This window comes from Kitasatospora sp. NPDC001132 (assembly GCF_053598415.1).
Window position 1 is genome coordinate 57,882 of sequence record NZ_JBSFKF010000016.1, and the last position, 17,797, is coordinate 75,678.

Below are 17,797 nucleotides of genomic sequence, written 5' to 3' on the forward strand. Positions count from 1 at the left end.
ACGGCGCGGGCGGCCCCGGCGGAGCGAGCGCCCTCAGCGCGCCGCCCGCGCCAGCCCGAGCGCGTACGGCAGCCAGAACTCGCCCGCCCTGGGCTCGCCCCGGCCGCAGTCGCCGTCCGACTCCCCCGGGTTCTTGATCCACAGGTAGGCGTCCACCCCGGGCCGGCCGGTCTCGGTGGTCGGCCGCTCGCCGAGCGCGCGCCCGGGCGGGTTGCACCAGGAGGCGCCGCCGAGCGCCCCGTTGCCGCTGCGGCTGGTGTCGATGACGAAGTTCTTCCCGCCGAGGGCCGCGGAGAGACTGGCGCCGTACGCCGCGTTCCGGTCGGTGTCGTAGAAGTTGGCGACGTTCACGGCGAAGCCGTCCGCCGCCGCGATGCCCGACTTGCGCAGGGCGGTGGCCAGTTCCGCCGGGTCTTGCGCCCAGCCCGGGTTGCCGGCGTCCAGGTAGACCCGCGCGTTCGGGTTCTTCTTCAACTCCTGGACGGCGAAGGCCAGCAGGCCGTACCGCTCGGCGGCGAGGTCGCCCTTGATCCCGCAGCCGTCCAGGGTGTGCGCGACGGCGTCCGGCTCCAGCACCACCCAGGCCCTGCGGTCCCCGAGGGCCTGCGCGACGCCGGTGATCCAGGCCCGGTAGGCGGCCGCGTCGGGGGCGCCGCCGGCGGAGTACTGGCCGCAGTCGCGGTGCGGGATGTCGTACGCGACGAAGACCGCCGTCCGGCCCGCCTCGGTGGCCTGCCGGCTCACCTGCTCGGCGATCTCCCGGGCGCCCTGTTCGCCGAGCCACTGCGAGGACGGCTGGGTGGCGATCCGCAGCAGCTCGTCGGCCTCCGCCGTCCGGCCCTGGCCGCGCAGCGCGGTCACCTGGCGGGCGGCGTTGGTCCGGTCGGAGACGTAGAAGGCCTGCCCGGGGGGCTGGGCGAGCTCCCCGACCCGCCCCGCGCCGACGCCCCCGCCACCGCCACCGCCCGGACCCGAACTCGCGACGGCGCCCGGCGTGCCGCCGTCCGACCCGCTACAGCCGGAAACGACGGCCATCACCCCGGCCAGCAGCGCCCCCACGGCCCACCGCAACGTCCCCGTCCGCCCCAGCCCGTGCACGTGACGCCCCTCCCCGGACCGGTCCGGCGACCGGTCGGCACCAGCTAAGCACACCCGGTACCGGCCGACGGCCACCGTCGCTGAACGCCAAGTGGCCGTGGACGAACGGGACATCGAACCCGTCCGGCCCACGGCCACCGACACTCGAACCGAGGTGCTCGAACCGAGATGCTCGAACCAGGGCGCTCACACCGAGGTGCTCGAGGCCGGGCTCACGCCTCCTTCAGGTTCGGCACCTGCCAGTCGATCGCCTCGGCGCCGAAGGAGTCCAGCGCGGTGTTGATCTGGGAGAACGGGCGGCTGCCGAAGAACAGCTTGGCCGACAGCGGCGACGGGTGCGCCCCCTGCACCACCACGTGCTTGGTGGTGTCGATCAGCGGCAGCTTCTTCTTCGCGTAGTTGCCCCACAGCACGAAGACGACCGGCTCCTCGCGGTCGCTCACCGCCTTGATCACGGCGTCGGTGAACTTCTCCCAGCCCTTCGCCTTGTGCGAGTTGGCCTCGTGCGCGCGGACCGTGAGCACCGCGTTGAGCAGCAGCACACCCTGCTCGGCCCAGTGCATCAGATAGCCGTTGTCCGGGGCGGGGATGCCCAGGTCGGCGTCCAGCTCCTTGAAGATGTTGCGCAGCGACGGCGGCGTCTTGGTGCCCGGGAGCACCGAGAAGCTCATGCCGTGGGCCTGGCCGTTGTCGTGGTACGGGTCCTGGCCGAGCACGAGCACCCGGACCTTGTCGTACGGGGTGGCCTCCAGCGCGGCGAACTCCTGGCCGCTCGGCGGGAACACCTCGTGCTCCGCGCGCTGGGCCGCCACGAAGGCCGCCAGCTCGGCGAAGTACGGCTTCTCCGTCTCGGCGCCGAGCACCTCGCGCCAGGACTCGGGCAGCTCCAGCCCGCCGCCCGCGCCGGCCTCGACCACGCCCGCCTCGACCGTGTCCGTCACGACATCTACCTCCCACACCGCGGCTGCTGCGCCGCACGCCCTCTTTCACCCCGAACGCTACACAGCCCCACCGACAACTCACGTCCCCGGAGCCGGTCCCGGGCCCGGATGGGCGGCCGCCGCCGGCCCCTACCAGCGGGTACGAAACGGCCCCGCCCCGGCGACCGGCCGGAACGGGGCCCACGACAGAACCGCGGCGGCCGGAGGGCTGCCGGCGCGGGGACGTCCCTAGATCAGCTCGATCAGGTCGGCGATCGACTGGACCACACGGCCCGGACGGTACGGGAAGCGCTCCACGTCGGCGGCGGAGGTCAGCCCGGTGAGCACCAGGACGGTCTCCATGCCGGCCTCCATGCCCGCGACGATGTCGGTGTCCATCCGGTCGCCGATCATCACCGCCGTCTCGGAGTGGGCCCCGGCGGTGTTCAGCGCCTCGCGCATCATCAGCGGGTTGGGCTTGCCGACGAAGTACGGCTCGACCCCGGTCGCCTTGGTGATCAGGGCCGCGACCGAGCCGGTGGCCGGCAGCACGCCCTCGGTGGAGGGGCCGGTCTCGTCCGGGTTGGTGCAGATGAACCGGGCGCCCTGGTTGATCAGGCGGATCGCCTTGGTGAGCGCCTCGAAGGAGTAGGTGCGGGTCTCGCCGAGCACCACGTAGTCGGGGTTGTTGTCGGTGAGCACGTAACCGGCCTGGTACAGCGCGGTGGTCAGCCCCGCCTCGCCGATCACGTACGCGGTCCCGTTCGGCCGCTGGCTCTTGAGGAACTTGGCGGTGGCCAGGGCGGAGGTCCAGATGCACTCCTCGGGCACCTCCAGCCCCATTCCCGCGAGCCGGGCGCTGAGGTCGCGCGGGGTGTAGATGGAGTTGTTGGTGAGGACCAGGAAGGGCTTGCCGGACTCCCGCAGCTTGCGCAGGAACTCCTCCGCCCCGGGGATCGGGGTGCCCTCGTGGATGAGGACCCCGTCCATGTCGGTCAGCCAGGACTCGATGGGCTTGCGGTCTGCCACGTGCGTGTCTCCCGAAGTGTTGCAACGTCATGCGTAGTACGAGGGCCCTGACGCGGCACAGCCTAATCCGCCCGGGTGTCCGGGGACAGAACGTCCCGCCCACCGGAACCTCCCCGGCACTCCCCACCCGCGCACCCCGCCCGCGCACCCCGCCCGCACTCCCCACCCGCGCACCCCGGCCCCGCGCACCCCGGCCCCCGTGCACCAAACCGGGAGCAAGCGGGCGCCCCGTGATTGAGTAGGCGCATGACCCCGAAGACGAGCTCCGGTCCGTTCCGCGTCGGCCTGGTCGGCTACGGCCTGGCCGGTTCCGCGTTCCACGCGCCTCTGATCGCCACCACGCCGGGCCTGCGGCTGGATGCCGTGGTCACCGCCAATCCCGAGCGGCGTGCCCAGCTGGCGCGTGAGCACCCGGGCGCCCGTGCCGTGGACACGCCCGAGCAGCTGCTCGCCGACCCGGACGCGCTCGACCTGGTCGTCATCGCCTCGCCCAACCGCACCCACGCGCCGCTCGCCCGCGCCGCCCTGCGGGCCGGCCTGGCCACCGTGGTGGACAAGCCGCTGGCGGGCACCGCCGCCGAGGCGCTGGAGCTGTGCCGGCTCGCCGAGGAGCGGGGCGTCCTGCTCTCCGTCTTCCACAACCGGCGCTGGGACGGCGACTTCCTCACCGCGAGCCGCCTGGTGCGGGGCGGCGCGCTCGGCCGGGTGCACCGCTTCGAGTCCCGGTTCGAGCGCTTCCGTCCCAAGCCCAAGCCGGGCTGGCGGGAGCTGGCCGATCCGGCCGAGGTCGGCGGCACCCTGTACGACCTGGGCAGCCACCTGGTCGACCAGGCGCTCACCCTGTTCGGGCCGGTCGAGACGGTGTACGCGGAGATCGACGTGCGGCGCGACGGCGCGGTGGTGGACGACGACGCGTTCCTGGCCCTCACCCACGCCTCCGGCACCCGCTCCCACCTGTGGACCAGCGCCGTCACCCCGCTGATCGGCCCGCGGCTGCGGGTGCTCGGCGACACCGCCGGCTACGTCAAGCCCGGCATGGACCCGCAGGAGGCCGACCTGCGGGCGGGGCTGCGGCCGGACGGCACCCGCCCGTGGGGCGCCGACCAGCCCGCGCACTACGGCACCCTCGGGACCGACGAGTCCGCGATCTCGCTGCCGACCGACCCGGGCGACTACCCCGCCTTCTACCGGGGCGTCGCCGCCACCCTGGCCACCCCGGGCACCCCGCCCCCGGTCGACCCGCGCGACGCGGTGGCCGCCCTGGCCGTCCTGGAGGCCGCCCGCGCCTCCGCCGCGACCGGGACGGCGGTCCGCCTGGGCTGACGGACGGCCGCTCCGCCGGCCCGCTGCGCCCTCCCTTGAACCGAGCTCCTACGATGATCGCCATGAGCACCCGGGGGGAGCGGCGGGCCGCACGCAAGGCCGCGGACGAGGAGCGGATCCGCCAGGACCAGGAGCGGGACCGGCGGTTCAGCGCGCGCGAGAGCGCCGGAGCGTTGGCGCTGCAGCGGAAGGCCTGGGCCCGCGGGGACCGGACCGACTTCGGCGGGTGCGTGAAGGCGACCGGGCCGGACGGCCGACCGGTCCTGATCGCGATCGAGCGGCCGTACGGGTACCGGGAGCCCGCGAAGGGCAGCTTCGTCGAGAAGCTGCTGAACGTCCTCGCCGTCATCCCCTTCATGGAGATCGTCGCCGTTGCGGTCGTCGTGCTGTTCCTGACGTTCCGCTGGCTGTTCATCGAGCTGACCGGCCGCCCGCACTTCGTGGTCACCGCCCGCCCTGAGGGGGGTGGTGACGAGCAGGTGGTCACCAGGACCCGGCGGCGCCCTGCCGCGATCAAGGCCGCGACGGCCCTGGCGGACGAGGTGGATCGCAGCGGGACCGCCGCCCTCACACCCCGATGACCTCCACCGCCGGGCCCAGCCCCCGGAAGTCCGCCACGTTGCGGGTGTACAGCGGCAGCCCGTGGGCCGAGGCCACCGCGGCGATCATCAGGTCTATCCGCCGCGGGCGCGGCTGCCGCCCCGCGGCGATGGTGAGGGTGACCAGCGTCCCGTAGCGGGCGGCGGCGGCCGCGTCGAAGGGCAGTGGGTCGAAGTCCGCCATCGCCGCGCCCAGCACCTCCAGCCGGGCCGCCCGGCTGGCCGGGTCCCTGGCCATCGACACGCCCTGCTGCAACTCGGCGAAGGTGATGGCGGTCAGCTCCGGTACGGCCGGCAGGTCGGACGGGCTGAGCAGCGCCAGATCGATGTACACGCAGGTGTCCAGCACCCCGGCCGGCCTTCGTCGGGGCGCCCTGCGGCGCTCAGCCACGCCGCCGCTCGAACGGGTCGTCGCCCTCGTCCCCCACCAGTTCCTCGGGCCCGAAGTGCTCCTCGGCCTCCTTGCGCATCTGCTGGTAGTCCACCCGCGGCAGCTTCACGTGCCGCGCCACCAGCTCCTCCGCCGTGAGCCGCCGGCGCCCGGACACCGGCCGCAGCTCGGCGACCTCGACCCCGTTCCTGGTGATGTGGAAGGTCTCCCCCGCCTCCACCGCGTCCATCACCGCGGCGGAGTTGTTCCGGAACTCCCGCTGGGTAATCGTCTTCACCCTTCCACGGTAGCCCCGCGTAGCACCGCCGGCTACACCCCCCGCACGTCCCGCCCCCTCGGCCGGGAAGGGCACCTTCGAGCACGAACGGAAACGGAGCGACGACGGGCGCGGGCGCGGGCGGGGACGCACCGCCGGGGAAATCCCCGACGGGCGGGAACCCTGCGGCTCGGAGGATCGTCGTGCTGGTACGTCAGGGAGCCGAGGACACCGGGAGGGGGAGGGCGCCGTGGCCGTGGTCGCGATGCTGCTGGGCCTGCTCCGGGTGTTGACCGGGGAGTCGGTGGCCGACAGCGGGACGCTGGCGTCGGTTGCCGCCGTGGCGGCCGTGGTGCTGGTGGCCGGGGCGGTCGCCGGGGCACTGGCCGGGGCGCGGCTGCTGGGGGCACGGGCACCGGCGGCGGTGCGCAGCGGGGTGCTGCGGCGTCGGGCGTTCGGTACGGCGTTCCTTCCGCAGCGTGATCCGGACGCCCGGGGCAGGCGACGCCCCAGGGCGCCGGGAGCGGCCCCGGCGGCCGCGTGAACCCTCTTCCGCCGGTCTTCCGCGAGTCTTCCGCAGGACCGTAAGACCGTAAGACGTTCTCCGTGGCCGTCCTCCGCCGATCACTCATGTCCTGAGACCCCGGAGGGCTCGCTTCACCATGTCCGTACTCGCCGTTCTCGACCCGGCCGTCGCCGTGGCGCACGCCGTCGTCGCCGCCGTCGCCCACCTGGTGCCGACCGCGCCGGCCATCGTCCTGTTCACCGTCGCCGTCCGGCTGGCGCTGCACCCGCTGGCGCGGGCGGCGGCGCGCGGGGAGAAGGCCAGGGCGCGGCTGGCGCCGAAGGTCGCCGCGCTGCAGCACAAGCACCGGGCCCGGCCGGAGAAGCTGCGGGAGGCGATGGCCGAGATGTACCGCAAGGAGCAGGTGTCGCCGTTCGCGGGGTGCCTGCCGCTGCTGGTGCAGATCCCGTTCTTCTCCGTGATGTACCGCCTGTTCACCACCCCGAACGACCTGCTGGACCGCACCCTGTTCGGCGTGCCGCTGGGCCTGCGCGTCACGGGTGCGCACGGCGCCGGGCAGTGGGTGGTGTTCGGGGTGCTGTTCGCCGGGCTGGCGGCGGTCGGGGTCGTCAACTTCCGCCGGGCCCGGCGCGCGGCCGCGGCGGCGGCAGCGGCATCGACGGCGAAGGCTCCGGCCCGGCCGGGGGCGGCGCTGCTGCCGTATCTGTCGTTCGGGTCGGTGCTGTTCGCGGCGCTGGTGCCGGTGGCCGCCGTGCTCTACCTGCTGACGACCGGCGTCTGGTCGGCCGCCGAGCGGGCGTGGCTGCACCGGGACGGGACGCCCGTCCCGGCGGCCTCGGCGATGGGCTGACGGTCCATCAGAAGTGGTGCAGCAGCTCGGGGAAGGTCCCGAGCTGCAGCGTCGCCTCGTCGGGGCCGAGTTCCGTGTGCTCCAGCACCCAGGTGTGCTCGTGCGGGATGAAGACGGTGCGCAGGCCGGCCCGGCGGGCGGGGGCGATGTCGGACTTGGGCGAGTTGCCGATCATCCAGGTCCGGCCCGGGTCGAGGCCGAGGTCGGTGGTGAGCTGCCGGTAGGTGTCGACCGACTTCTCGGCGACGATGTGGACGCCCCGGAAGTGGTGGTCGATGGTGGACTCGGTCACCTTGCGCCGCTGTTCGTCCTGGTCGCCCTTGGTGAGCAGGAGCAGGTGGTGGCGGTCGGCGAGGGCGGCCAGGGTGTCGGCGACGCCGGGGATCAGTTCGACGTCGCGGCTGGTCAGCGGGGTGAGCAGGTCGTCGATGCGGGCCTGCTCCTCGGCCGTGGGGGTGCGGCTGTTGAGCTGCTGCAGGCAGTCGGCGAGGCTCTGCCGGAAGACGGTGGCGCCGTAGCCGAGGGTGGCGGAGTTGGCGGCCTCGATCTCGTTCAGCAGGGCCCTGGTGCGCACGTGCTCGGCCGGGGCGGCGACCCAGTTCAGGAAGCCGTCGATGACCCGCTCGAAGAGGACGTTGTTCTCCCAGAGGGTGTCGTCGGCGTCGAAGATCAGGGTCTGGTCGGTGTGCATCCGGTGGTCTCCAGGGGACATCGCTCGGGCGGCAGGGGGCAGTCGGGCGGGCAGCGGCGGGAGTCGGTCAGGCGGGCGGCAGCAGGCGGGCGGCGCGGTCGAGGGTCTCGCGGAGGTTCTCCTCGGTGGTCCGTCGCCCGGCCTCCTCGACGGTGAGCCACTCCAGCGGGGCGGCCGGGTTCTCCGGCCGGGCCGACTCCGGGGTGCCGGTGGCCAGCAGGAAGCGCAGGTCTGCGTGCTGGTGCGCGGGTTCGGCGGGCGAGGCGGGGACGGGCACCACGGCGAGGTGGACGAGGGCCGGGCCGGGCCAGGGGGTGAGGTCGGTCAGGCCGGTCTCCTCCAGGCCCTCGCGCAGGGCGATGTCCAGCGGCCGGGTCTCCCCCGGGTCGCCGTGGCCGCCGACGTGCAGCCAGGCCTGCTGGCGGACGTGCCAGCGCAGCAGGACGCGGCGGGTGGGCGGGTGGACGATCAGCGCGGAGGCGGTGAAGTGGAGCGGGAAGGTGTCCCTGTTCCAGGCGTCGGCGACGTCGAGGAGCCGGCGGGCCCGCTCGTGGTCGGCGGTCTCCACCGGCCCGTGCGGGCGGTGGTCCGCCAGCAGTCGGGCCAGGTCGGGGCTCTGGGACGGGCCGCCCGTGGTCACCATGGATCTGCGCTCCTCGTTCCGCTCCGGGACCGCGCGGTCGGGGGCGAGCGGTCGGCCCCGGGGCTTCGGGTTCCGGCGAACCCGCGCAGCCTAGCCCGGCCCGCTCGGGCGGCCCACCGGTTTTCACCGCCCACTCCACCGCCCACCCGCCGTACAGACCGCCGCCCGCACCGCCCCGCACACCGCCCCGCACCCCTCCGACAGCCGTCCGCGACAGACGTTCCACCGGTGGACACCTCCCGTACCACCACCGGCGCCCCACCCGGTCGGGGCGTTCCCCCGGAGGCCGTAGCCTGTGGTGATCGTTTCAGGACAGGTGGAGGGAAGTCGTCATGGTGGCTGCTCCGGCACTCGCCGAGCTGCGCGAGGTGTGCCAGCCGCAGGCCAAGCTTCAGAGCCGCAACGGCGAGCACTGGGCGGGCCGGATGTACATGCGGGCGATCTCGCTGCGGACGACCCGGCAGCTGGTGCGCACCTCGGTGTCGCCGAACACCCTCACCTGGGTGATGGTGGTGTGCGGGATCGGCGGCGGCGCGGCCCTGCTGATCCCGGGTCTGACCGGCGCGGTGCTGGCCGCCGTGCTGTTCCAGCTGTTCCTGCTGTTCGACTGCGTGGACGGCGAAGTGGCGCGCTGGAAGCGCCGGTTCAGCATGGCCGGGGTGTACGTGGACCGGCTCGGCGCCTATCTGGCGGACGCCGCGCTGATGATCGGCGCGGGCGTACGGGCGGCGCGCGGCGGGTCGGAGCTGTGGGTGTCGGCGGGGCTGGCGGCCGCGCTGGGCGTGGTGCTGCTCAAGGCCTCGACCGACCTGGTGGACGTGGCCCGGGCCCGCAGCGGGCAGCTCCCGGCGACCGAGGAGTCGACGCAGCCGCGTTCCCAGGGCATCGCGACGGCCCGCAGGCTCGCCTCGGTGTTCAAGATCCACCGGGTGACGAACGGCATCGAGGCCTCGCTGGTGCTGCTGGCGGCGGCCGCGGTGGACGCGGGGCTCGGCAACCTGGACGCGACGCGGTGGACGCTCGCGGGCATCACGGTGATCACCTGGGGCATGGTGGTCGCGCACCTGGCATCGATCCTGTCCTCCTCGCGACTGCGCTGAGCGCGCGGGCGGACGGGCGAACGGACGGACGAACGAAGGGACCGCCGGAATCGGCAACGCGCCCTGCAGGGAGGTCGACTCTGCCGACTTCCCTTGCAGGGCGCGCCACTTCGCCGGGAGGAGGCTCAGCGGCCGGAGCGGCTCGCGGACGCGGAGGACCCGGCGGCGGACGCAGAGGACGAGGCAGTCAAGCCGGCCCGGCCGGTGGCGGTGGTGGCGGTACGGACGGAACGCTTCAGGGCCATATGCATGACAGGATCCCTTTCCGGGAGGGGGAGCCGAGGGAGGGCCGAGGAGGGCCGAGGAGACGGAAGTCGCGCCGCGGCCGGTCAGCTCAGCGGCTTGCCGGTGCACCAGGCGTCGCCCCAGGCCGTCGTCGCGACGCAGTTGTGGCCGCCCTGCCCGTAGCTCGCACCCGCGCTCGAGCCCGTCGGCGTCGCATCGTCGAACACGGAGGCACCGGCCGGGGACACCCCGCCCAACCAGGCGGCGGCGCCCAGCGCGACCGCGGCCAGGGTCCGCGTCACGATTCCTCGCATGCCGACAACTCCCATCACTTCGGGGACAGTTCCACACGTTCCGGGCCTCTCCGCGGTTCCCGCCGCAGCGCCCGGCCCGTGCTCGCCACCCTGCCAGGCGGCGGATGGCCACGGCATCCCCCGCAAGGGATCATGAGCCTGCCTGGCAGCTTTAGGAGGCATGCGATGGACCCCGAGACCGGCCCCGATCCGACCGTCGACGTACCCGCACTCGACAGCACCGCCGTCACCCTCTACCGCTGGACGGTGGTGAACGAGCAGCTCACCCCGGCGACCCTGGCGCGGGCGGCATCGGAGACCGACCTGAGCCTGGCGGAGTGCGAGGCGGCCGTCCGGCAGCTCACCGGGGCCTGCCTCTTCCAGGAGCTGCGCTCACCCGACGGCCCCGCGGGCGACACCCCCGCGGGCGAGACCCCCTCCGGCGAGGCCCCCGCCCGCGGCGGCCCGATCGCCTGGCGGCCCGTCAGCCCCCAGGCCGCGACCGCGCAGCTGCTCTCCGCCCGTGACACCGCCCTGCGCGCCCGGGAGGAGGCCCTGCGCGAGCAGCGGCGGCTCGTCCAGCGGCAGCGCGACGGCCTCGCGGCGCTGGTGCCCGTCTACGTCCAGGCCCGCCAGCACGCCTTCCCGCAGGGCACCATCGACCGCCTGCCGGACAAGTTCGCGGTGCGCTCGATGCTCGCCGACGTGATCGACTCCTGCCGCAGCGAGGTGCTGGTCTCCAAGCACGGCGGCGCGTTCTCCCCCGCCGCCCTGCGCGAGGCGCTTCCGCGCGACCTGGAGCTGCTCGACCGGGGCGTCCGGATGCGGAGCCTCTACCAGCACGCGACCCGCTTCGACCAGCCCACCCGGGTGCACGCGGAGCAGCTCATCGAGGCCGGCGCGGAGATCCGGACGCTGCCGGAGGTGCTGCCGCAGCTGATCATCGTCGACGGCACCCTGGCCCTACTGCCCGCCAGCTCCGGCGGCGCGCTGATCATCCGGGAGCCCGACCTGATCAGCTACCTGCTGACGGTCTTCGAACGGGACTGGGAGAACGCGACCCCGTTCGCCAGCGGCCCGCAGGCCGCGCACGACGTCACCAGGACGATGAAGCAGAGCATCCTGGTGCTGCTCGCGAAGGGCCTCAAGGACGAGTCCATCGCCCGCCGCCTCGGCATCTCCCTGCGCACCTGCCGCCGGCACGTCTCGGACCTGCTGGACAGCCTCGGCGCCCACAGTCGCTTCGAGGCCGGCGTGGTCGCGGAGCGACTGGGCCTGACCTCGCACCCGGCACCCGCCACCCCCACCGCAGGAACCGACGAACCCGCGCCGGAGACGCCCACACCGCAGACCCCCGCACCGACCGAGCCTGCACCGACGGCGGCCTGCCCCGCCTGTGACGGGCCACTCCCGGCACCCGCCCCCTCCCCCGACGGCCGGCACCCGGGCGGCCGACCGCCCCGCTACTGCTCGCCCCGCTGCCGCTCCCGCGCCTACCGGACCCGCCGACGGGAACAGGCGGGCGGCGTCACCTGAGCAGCGAGCCGCCGGCGTCACGTAACCCGGCGACGGCGTGACGTAACCCGGGCGTGGGCGGCGGGACCGCGGGCGTCCACGGCGAGTCGGCGCGAGCGCGGGCTCACCGGCGCGGGTCGCTCCGACTCGTGGCGCCGGCCGGGCGGCCCCGGGCCACCGGGGACGCGCGGGGCCTCACCGCGGCGCAGGGCTTCACCGCGGCGCAGGCCCGGAGGACGTTCGGAACCGAGTGGGTGACCGGCACCGTGCGGGAGGTGCTCGGGCGCCCGCCGCGCGACGCCCACAGTCGGGTGCGGGATCGCGCGGCGGACGACGGACGGGCCCGCGTCAGTAGCGGACGGCCTTGACCACCACCGGGATCAGGGTCTTGTCGGCCGGCTGCCGGCTGAAGGCGACGGGCTGGGCCTTGCCGTTCGCCGGGACGTTCTCGGCTCCGACGACGGCGCTGTCCACGGCCTTGCCGCCGGCGTCGGTGAAGTCGACCTGGACCGCGTAGGAGGCCGCGTTGGGCCCCGGGTTCTGGATCGTGACGACCACGGCGTGCAGGCCCCCGGTGTTCTGCCGCGGGACTCCGGTGATGGTGATGTCGCCCTGCGCGTTGCCGCCGTCCGTGACCCCGCTGAGCACCGAGGCGGCCTTCTCCTGGGTCGCGGACTGCTGGGCCGACACGGACGCCCCGAAGGCGGACGCCCTCGCGGAGAGCGAGGCGGCGGCCTCGGAGGCGGCCGCCGAGGCCGAGGCGGCCGCGGCCGACGCCGAGGCCAGCAGCGACTGCGCGGCGGAGGCGACGGCTGAGGGCGGCTCGCCGGAGAAGGCGCTCGTGTTGGGCGCGGTGGCCGTCGGCGAGCCGGCCGCCGTGCCCGACGGGCTGCTGCCGCAGGCCGCGAGCACCACGGCGCCGGACGCCGCCACGATCAGCGCGACCGTGCGCTGCGGTGTCCAGCTCCGGCCCGCTCGCCCGTCACCGCCCGCGCGACGGCCGGGCGGCGGACGGTGGCCGGTTCGGCCGTGGCTGGGGGGACTGTGGAGTTCACGCACCGAGGATCCCTCTCCTGGTCGGTGTTCGGCGGCCGAGGGGCCCGTACGTCCCCATGCTTGGCAACATCCCGCTCCACAGCGACAGCTCCTGACCCGTCCGAGTGGGCCGCCCCGCGCGGAGGCGGCCCGACCGGAGCCGGAGGCGGCCCGACCGGAGCCGGACGGGACCCGCCGGGCCCGGACGGGACCCCGGGCGCGGGGCTCAGGCGGTGGCCGGCTTCCCCGCGTCGGCGGCCGCCGCGTCGGCGCCCGCCGCCTCCTGGGCCGGGACGGCGCGCAGCTGCGGCCCCGGCGGCGCGGGGATGGCGGCGGCGACGGCGGCCGCGATCAGCGCGACGGCGCAGCCGATCACCAGGCCGACCCGGAAGCCGCCCTCCGAGGGCAGGGTGTGCCCGCCGAGGGTGACGGTCAGCTGCGACAGCACCACACCCATCACGGCGGCGGACACCGAGGTGCCCAGCGAGCGCATCAGAGTGTTGAAGCTGTTCGCCGAGGCCGTCGCGGTCAGCGGCACCGCGCTCATGATCAGCGCGGGCATTGCGCCGTAGGCGAGGCCCACACCGCTGTTGCAGACGATCGTGACGACCAGCACGCCCCAGGTGGAGCCCATCAGCGGCAGCGCCAGCCCGTACCCGACGGCGATCGTCAGCGCCCCGGCGACCAGGGTGAACTTGGGTCCGCGGGCGGCCGACAGCTTGCCGCCGAGCGGGGAGACGACCATCATCATCAGCCCGCCGGGCGCCATCCACAGGCCCATCGCCAGCATCGACTGCCCCAGCCCGTAGCCGGTGGCCTCCGGCAGCTGGAGCAGCTGCGGGATGATCAGCGCCTGGGCGTACATGCCGAAGCCGACCAGCACGGAGGCGGCGTTGGTCAGCAGCACCCGCGGGCGCGCGGTGACCCGCAGGTCGACGAGCGGCTCGGTCACGCGCAGCTCCCAGCGGGCCCAGAGCATCAGGATCGCGGCGGAGGCGGTGAACAGGCCGAGGGTGCGGGTGCCGCCCCAGCCCCAGTCGCCGCCCTTGGAGACGGGCAGCAGCAGGCAGACCAGACCGGTGCTCAGGCCGATCGCGCCGACGAAGTCGAACCGGCGGCCGGCGGAGCGGCCGCCCGCGGTGGAGCGGCCACCCTCGGCGGGCGAGGCCACGGTGGGTGAGGCCGGTGAGGCCGGTGAGGCCGGTGAGGCCGGGATGACGGTCCAGAGCATGCCGATGATGACGACGGTCAGCACGGCGGTGCCCCAGAACAGCACGCGCCAGCTGGCGTAGTCGGCGACGCCGGCCGCGATCGGCAGGCCGAGGCCGCCGCCGATCCCCATGGAGGCGCTGACCAGCGCGATCGCCGAGCCGAGCCGCTCGGGCGGCAGGACGTCGCGCAGCAGGCTGATGCCGATCGGCACCAGGCCCATGCCCATGCCCTGCAGCGCCCGGCCGGTGATCATCGGCAGCACGGAGTCGGCCACCGCGCACAGCACCGAGCCGAACAGCAGCGGGACGCAGGAGCCGATGAGCATCGTCCGCTTGCCCAGCAGGTCGCCGAGGCGGCCGCTGATCGGGACGAAGACGGCGGCGGAGAGCAGGGTCGCGGTGATGACCCAGGAGGCGTTGGACGCGGTGGTGCGCAGGAGTTGCGGGAGTTCGCTGATCAGCGGGGTGACCAGGGTCTGCATGATCGCGGCGACGGTGCCGGTGAAGGCGAGCGTCGCCACGATCGGACCGGTACGGGCGGTGGGGGCGGGGCCGTTGATGACGGGCCTCCTCGGGCATTCGGGGGACGCAGGCGTGTGCAGTTCGCACATCATGTGCAGATAGCACAGGCTGCTCAGGCTACACATGATGTGCATCATGCACATCGTGTGGGATGCGCACATCTCTGGCATACTGGACGTGATCGACGAAGAACCCGCAGGTCAACGCGGTGATGAAGGGACTTCGACATGGCCGGCCCCACGCACGAGGTAGCCCTCGAGTTCCTGGTGTTCGCCCGGCACCGCGACCTCAACCAGGTCGACGACCGCCGCCCCGAGGGCAGCCAGCTCGAACGCAGCGCCTACATCCTGCTCAGCCGCGTCGCGGCCCAGGGGCCCATGTCGATCGGGCAGCTCAGCGACGCCTTCGGGCTGGACGTCTCCACGCTCAATCGCCAGACCGCGGCGCTCACCGCCGCCGGGCTCCTCGACCGCATCCCGGATCCGGACGGCGGCATCGCCCGCAAGTTCCGCCTGACCGAGGAGGGCCGGCGCCGACTGGACGACGAGCGCGAGGCGCACGTCCGGGCGCTCGACCTGGTGATGGCGGACTGGCCGGAGGAGGACATCGCCACCTTCGCGGCGTACCTGCGCCGTTTCAACACCGGCATCGAACGGATCGACGGCCGCCCCTGGCCCCGGGGTTGAGGGTGCCGGCTTCGGCCCCGAGGCCCACCGGGGGCTCGGACGGTGAAGCCGGACGGGTGGAGCGGGAGCGGTCAGGGGCGGCCAGGGTCGGTCAGGGGCGGTTCAGGAGCGCTTGAAGACCTCGACCGCGTCGTCGGCGGCCTCCACCACGATCGAGTGCAGGCTCTCGATGCGGGAGACGATCGCCTCCCGCGGGCCCTGCCGCCAGACCTCGCTGCCGTAGAAGGCGTCCTCCTGCGCGCGGTGCTGCTCGATCGAGTCGAACGCCCGGATCAGGTACGCCTCCTCGTGCCCGTCCTCGTCCACGAGCGACGCCCCGTGGTCGACGACCCGGATGCCGGCCGCCCGCAGCAGCGGGACGGCCTCCTCGCCCATCACCCGGACGAAGTCGGCACGCGTACCCGGCTTGAGGCGGTAGGTGCGGATCTCGAGTATCACGTTTTCCCCTCCGAGTGGTTGACGCCCTGTGACACCGGAGGACCGTCCCCCGGCCGGGGCGGGCGGAAGCCTACGCGGGAGCGCGGAGCCGCGCGCGGGAGTCGGCCCTGGCCGAGTCCTGCGCTCGAGCCGGACGCACCGTCGACGGCGGCGCGATCACCGGGGCCCGACCGTCAGCCGACCGGGGCGACTTCGGCGAGCAGGGCGGGGCCGGCCCAGCCGGGCGCCGCGCCGGGGCCGGCCGCCTCGGCCTCGCGGACGAGGGCGATCAGACGGGCGTTGGCCGGGGCGGTGAGGCCGTGACGCTCGGCGAGGGCGACGATCTCGCCCTGGAGCGAGTCGATCTCGGTGGGGCGTCCGCGCTGGAGGTCCTCCCACATCGAGGAGCGGGCGGTGGCGTCGATCTGCAGGCTGGCCCCGGCCAGCTCGTGGAACTGCGCGTCCGACAGTTCGAGCACCTGCGGCATCACCTCCGGCGGCACCGGGCCGAGCTGGGCCGGCTCCACTCCGGCGGCCCGGAACACCGCCAGCGCCTCCAGCTGGCAGCGTGCCACGCACCGCCGGTACGCCAGCTGCCCGACCTGCTCGCGCAGCGGCAGCCCGGAGAGCGCGTTGACGGCGTTGTTCAGGTTCATCAGCAGCTTCGCCGCCTGGACGGCCGGCATGTCCGACCGCAGTTCCAGCAGCAGGCCGCTCTCCCTGGCCGCGTCGGCGAGGGCGTCCGCGCCCTGCTCTCCCGCCAGCATCAACGAGCCGCCGCTGCCCTGGTGGAAGGCGGCGGGGCCGGTCCGCACCACGTTGTACGGGACCATGCCCGCCAGCACCCGGTGGGACGGCAGCGCGGCCGCGAGCACCTCGGTGTTGCGCAGCCCGTTCTGGAAGCTGACCACCACCGTGTCGGGGCCCAGGTGCGGGGCGAGTTCCCGGGCGGCGGTCCCGGTGTCGGCGGACTTCACCGTGACCAGGACGTAGTCGGCGCCGGCCACGGCCTCCGGGCCGGCGGCGGCGGTCAGCTCCCGTACCTCGCGGCGGGCCTCGCCCGGGCCGGTGAGGGTCAGCCCGTCCGCGTCGATCGCCGCCATCGCGGCGGGGCGGCCGACCAGGGTGACCTCGGCGGTCGAGGCGAGCATGCCGCCGAGGTGGCAGCCGATGGACCCGGCGCCGAACACGGCGATCCGGAGCCTGCGCTGGGCGGGGGTGGTGGGCACGGTGCGGCTCCAGAACGAAGGCGAGGACGACGAGGAGGAGGAACGGGGGTGTGGGGCCGGCCGGTCAGTCGAAGTGGTCGGGGTCGGAGAGGGTGATCTGGTCCCACAGCGGGCGGGCCTGGAACCAGCCGGCCAGCGAACTCCCCAGCTGGTCGCGGGTCTTCAGCGCGGTCTCCCGGTCGATCAGCTTCGGCGTGCCGGCCGCCATCGCGAGCAGCTGCGCCTGGCAGGAGCGCTCCATGGTGACGAACCACCAGACCGCCTCGGCCACCGTCCCGCCGACCGTCAGCAGGCCGTGGTTCTGCAGGATCACGGCCTTGTGGTCGGCCAGCGCGGCGGCGACCCGCTTGCCCTCCTCGGTCTCGGTCACCACGCCCCGGTAGTCGCTGTACAGCCCGTGGTCCTCGAAGAAGGCGCAGGCGTCCTGGGTGATCGGGTCGAGCGGGATGCCGAGGCTGGAGAAGGCCTTGCCGTACAGCGAGTGGGAGTGCGCGGCGGCGACGGCGTCCGGGCGGGCCGCGTGCACCTGGGAGTGGATCGCGAACGCGGCCCGGTTCACCGGCCGGGTGCCGCGCAGCAGGGCTCCGTCGTGGTCGACCAGGACCAGGTCGGAGGCCTTGATCTGGTTGAAGCTCATGCCGAACGGGTTCACCCAGAACCAGTTCGGGTTCTCCGGGTCACGGACGGTGATGTGCCCGGCGACGCCCTCCGAGAAGCCGAACCGGCCGAACAGGCGGAAGCCTGCCGCGAGTTGCTCCTTCCGGTACTGGCGCTCCTCCTCGACGGTGTCGAAGACCGGCGGCAGCGGCAGGGTCACCCCTTCCGGGGCCGGGCCCACGACGCCGGTCGCCGCGTACGGGTCGGTGGGCTGCTGCGGTGCGGACATGGCGACTCCCGGGGCTGCGACGGCGGGGCAGGGGGTGGATCAAGCCAAAGACATGTTCGAAAGATACATACCTTTGGCAATGATCTCGTGCCTATGATCAATCTGATCACCGATCATGGAGAGGGGCAATGATGCGCAAGGCATTGGCAGCACTGGCAGTTGGGATCGCCGCCGGTACGGCCCTGCTCGGCGGCGCCTCGGTCACCACCGTCGCCGGCCAGTGGAACGAGCCCAACCAGGACGTCGTGGTCCAGTGGAACGAGCCCAACCAGTCGGGCCAGTGACCAGCCCGCTGCTTCGCGACGCGTTATCCGCCCCGGCCCCCTTCCGGGACCCGGAGAAGACGTTCGGG

At 74.0% G+C, this 17,797-nt stretch carries 21 protein-coding genes; 8 read left to right on the forward strand and 13 right to left on the reverse strand.

All coding sequences use genetic code 11. The features are described from left to right. Positions 1-33: 33 nt before the first annotated feature. The 3 genes from ACWDBE_RS21660 to ACWDBE_RS21670 form a co-directional block, all read right to left on the reverse strand. Entirely contained in the window at positions 34-1,035 is a 1,002-nt protein-coding gene (locus tag ACWDBE_RS21660; RefSeq protein WP_449789739.1) for a glycoside hydrolase family 6 protein, read from the reverse strand. Between the two features lie 275 nt (positions 1,036-1,310). Further along, a complete protein-coding gene (locus tag ACWDBE_RS21665; RefSeq protein WP_449789675.1) occupies positions 1,311-2,039 on the reverse strand; it encodes a uracil-DNA glycosylase in 729 nt (242 codons plus the stop codon). A 228-nt stretch (positions 2,040-2,267) separates the two neighbouring features. Beyond that, positions 2,268-3,047, reverse strand: a complete 780-nt coding sequence (locus ACWDBE_RS21670; protein WP_449789676.1) for an HAD-IIA family hydrolase — start codon at positions 3,045-3,047, stop codon at positions 2,268-2,270. A 246-nt stretch (positions 3,048-3,293) separates the two neighbouring features. Here ACWDBE_RS21670 and ACWDBE_RS21675 point away from each other — a divergent pair, with 246 nt between their 5' ends. Further along, positions 3,294-4,370: a Gfo/Idh/MocA family oxidoreductase gene (locus tag ACWDBE_RS21675; protein WP_449789677.1), complete on the forward strand. Its 1,077-nt coding sequence runs from the start codon at positions 3,294-3,296 to the stop codon at positions 4,368-4,370. A gap of 62 nt (positions 4,371-4,432) precedes the next feature. After that, positions 4,433-4,951 carry a hypothetical protein gene (locus tag ACWDBE_RS21680; RefSeq protein ID WP_449808815.1) on the forward strand — a complete coding sequence of 173 codons (519 nt, stop codon included), beginning with the start codon at positions 4,433-4,435 and terminating at the stop codon, positions 4,949-4,951. Here ACWDBE_RS21680 and ACWDBE_RS21685 read toward each other — a convergent pair. Then, positions 4,938-5,303, reverse strand: a complete 366-nt coding sequence (locus ACWDBE_RS21685) for a PIN domain-containing protein (protein WP_449789679.1) — start codon at positions 5,301-5,303, stop codon at positions 4,938-4,940. The two genes, ACWDBE_RS21680 and ACWDBE_RS21685, sit on opposite strands and share 14 nt — an antisense overlap. A gap of 49 nt (positions 5,304-5,352) precedes the next feature. Next, the gene (locus tag ACWDBE_RS21690) at positions 5,353-5,637 is read right to left on the reverse strand and encodes a type II toxin-antitoxin system Phd/YefM family antitoxin (protein WP_449808816.1); all 285 of its coding nucleotides are present in this window, start codon (positions 5,635-5,637) and stop codon (positions 5,353-5,355) included. Between the two features lie 229 nt (positions 5,638-5,866). On the opposite strand from ACWDBE_RS21690, the gene ACWDBE_RS21695 reads away from it, so the two are divergent. Further along, positions 5,867-6,160: a DUF6412 domain-containing protein gene (locus tag ACWDBE_RS21695; RefSeq protein WP_449789680.1), complete on the forward strand. Its 294-nt coding sequence runs from the start codon at positions 5,867-5,869 to the stop codon at positions 6,158-6,160. Between the two features lie 118 nt (positions 6,161-6,278). Then, entirely contained in the window at positions 6,279-6,992 is a 714-nt protein-coding gene (locus ACWDBE_RS21700) for a YidC/Oxa1 family membrane protein insertase (protein WP_449808817.1), read from the forward strand. Between the two features lie 7 nt (positions 6,993-6,999). Here the strand turns inward: ACWDBE_RS21700 and ACWDBE_RS21705 are convergent, their stop codons facing one another. Continuing rightward, positions 7,000-7,683, reverse strand: coding sequence for an HAD family hydrolase (locus tag ACWDBE_RS21705; protein WP_449808818.1), 684 nt, complete (start codon positions 7,681-7,683; stop codon positions 7,000-7,002). A 67-nt stretch (positions 7,684-7,750) separates the two neighbouring features. Beyond that, positions 7,751-8,326, reverse strand: coding sequence for an NUDIX hydrolase (locus tag ACWDBE_RS21710; protein ID WP_449808819.1), 576 nt, complete (start codon positions 8,324-8,326; stop codon positions 7,751-7,753). 332 nt (positions 8,327-8,658) lie between these two features. On the opposite strand from ACWDBE_RS21710, the gene ACWDBE_RS21715 reads away from it, so the two are divergent. Continuing rightward, positions 8,659-9,426: a CDP-alcohol phosphatidyltransferase family protein gene (locus tag ACWDBE_RS21715; protein ID WP_449789684.1), complete on the forward strand. Its 768-nt coding sequence runs from the start codon at positions 8,659-8,661 to the stop codon at positions 9,424-9,426. A gap of 329 nt (positions 9,427-9,755) precedes the next feature. On the opposite strand, the gene ACWDBE_RS21720 is transcribed toward ACWDBE_RS21715, so the two are convergent. Next, complete coding sequence (locus ACWDBE_RS21720; RefSeq protein WP_449789685.1) at positions 9,756-9,965, reverse strand: hypothetical protein; 210 nt, start codon at positions 9,963-9,965, stop codon at positions 9,756-9,758. Between the two features lie 165 nt (positions 9,966-10,130). Here ACWDBE_RS21720 and ACWDBE_RS21725 point away from each other — a divergent pair, with 165 nt between their 5' ends. Then, the gene (locus ACWDBE_RS21725) at positions 10,131-11,480 is read left to right on the forward strand and encodes a helix-turn-helix transcriptional regulator (RefSeq protein ID WP_449808820.1); all 1,350 of its coding nucleotides are present in this window, start codon (positions 10,131-10,133) and stop codon (positions 11,478-11,480) included. 327 nt (positions 11,481-11,807) lie between these two features. Here the strand turns inward: ACWDBE_RS21725 and ACWDBE_RS21730 are convergent, their stop codons facing one another. Both ACWDBE_RS21730 and ACWDBE_RS21735 read right to left on the reverse strand, forming a co-directional pair. Continuing rightward, positions 11,808-12,392, reverse strand: coding sequence for a hypothetical protein (locus tag ACWDBE_RS21730; RefSeq protein ID WP_449789687.1), 585 nt, complete (start codon positions 12,390-12,392; stop codon positions 11,808-11,810). A 328-nt stretch (positions 12,393-12,720) separates the two neighbouring features. Next, the gene (locus ACWDBE_RS21735) at positions 12,721-14,265 is read right to left on the reverse strand and encodes an MFS transporter (RefSeq protein WP_449808857.1); all 1,545 of its coding nucleotides are present in this window, start codon (positions 14,263-14,265) and stop codon (positions 12,721-12,723) included. Between the two features lie 189 nt (positions 14,266-14,454). On the opposite strand from ACWDBE_RS21735, the gene ACWDBE_RS21740 reads away from it, so the two are divergent. Further along, a complete protein-coding gene (locus ACWDBE_RS21740; protein ID WP_449789688.1) occupies positions 14,455-14,913 on the forward strand; it encodes a MarR family winged helix-turn-helix transcriptional regulator in 459 nt (152 codons plus the stop codon). Positions 14,914-15,015: 102 nt separating this feature from the next. Here ACWDBE_RS21740 and ACWDBE_RS21745 read toward each other — a convergent pair whose 3' ends face one another. The 3 genes from ACWDBE_RS21745 to ACWDBE_RS21755 all read right to left on the reverse strand — a co-directional run bounded on the left by ACWDBE_RS21745 (position 15,016) and on the right by ACWDBE_RS21755 (position 17,445). Then, positions 15,016-15,351, reverse strand: a complete 336-nt coding sequence (locus ACWDBE_RS21745) for an NIPSNAP family protein (protein ID WP_449789689.1) — start codon at positions 15,349-15,351, stop codon at positions 15,016-15,018. Positions 15,352-15,524: 173 nt separating this feature from the next. Further along, a complete protein-coding gene (locus tag ACWDBE_RS21750; RefSeq protein ID WP_449789690.1) occupies positions 15,525-16,559 on the reverse strand; it encodes a 2-dehydropantoate 2-reductase in 1,035 nt (344 codons plus the stop codon). A 64-nt stretch (positions 16,560-16,623) separates the two neighbouring features. Next, positions 16,624-17,445: a class II aldolase/adducin family protein gene (locus ACWDBE_RS21755; protein ID WP_449808821.1), complete on the reverse strand. Its 822-nt coding sequence runs from the start codon at positions 17,443-17,445 to the stop codon at positions 16,624-16,626. Between the two features lie 128 nt (positions 17,446-17,573). Between ACWDBE_RS21755 and ACWDBE_RS21760 the strand changes: the two genes are divergently transcribed. Then, a complete protein-coding gene (locus ACWDBE_RS21760; protein WP_449808822.1) occupies positions 17,574-17,729 on the forward strand; it encodes a hypothetical protein in 156 nt (51 codons plus the stop codon). The last annotated feature ends 68 nt before the right edge of the window (positions 17,730-17,797 follow it).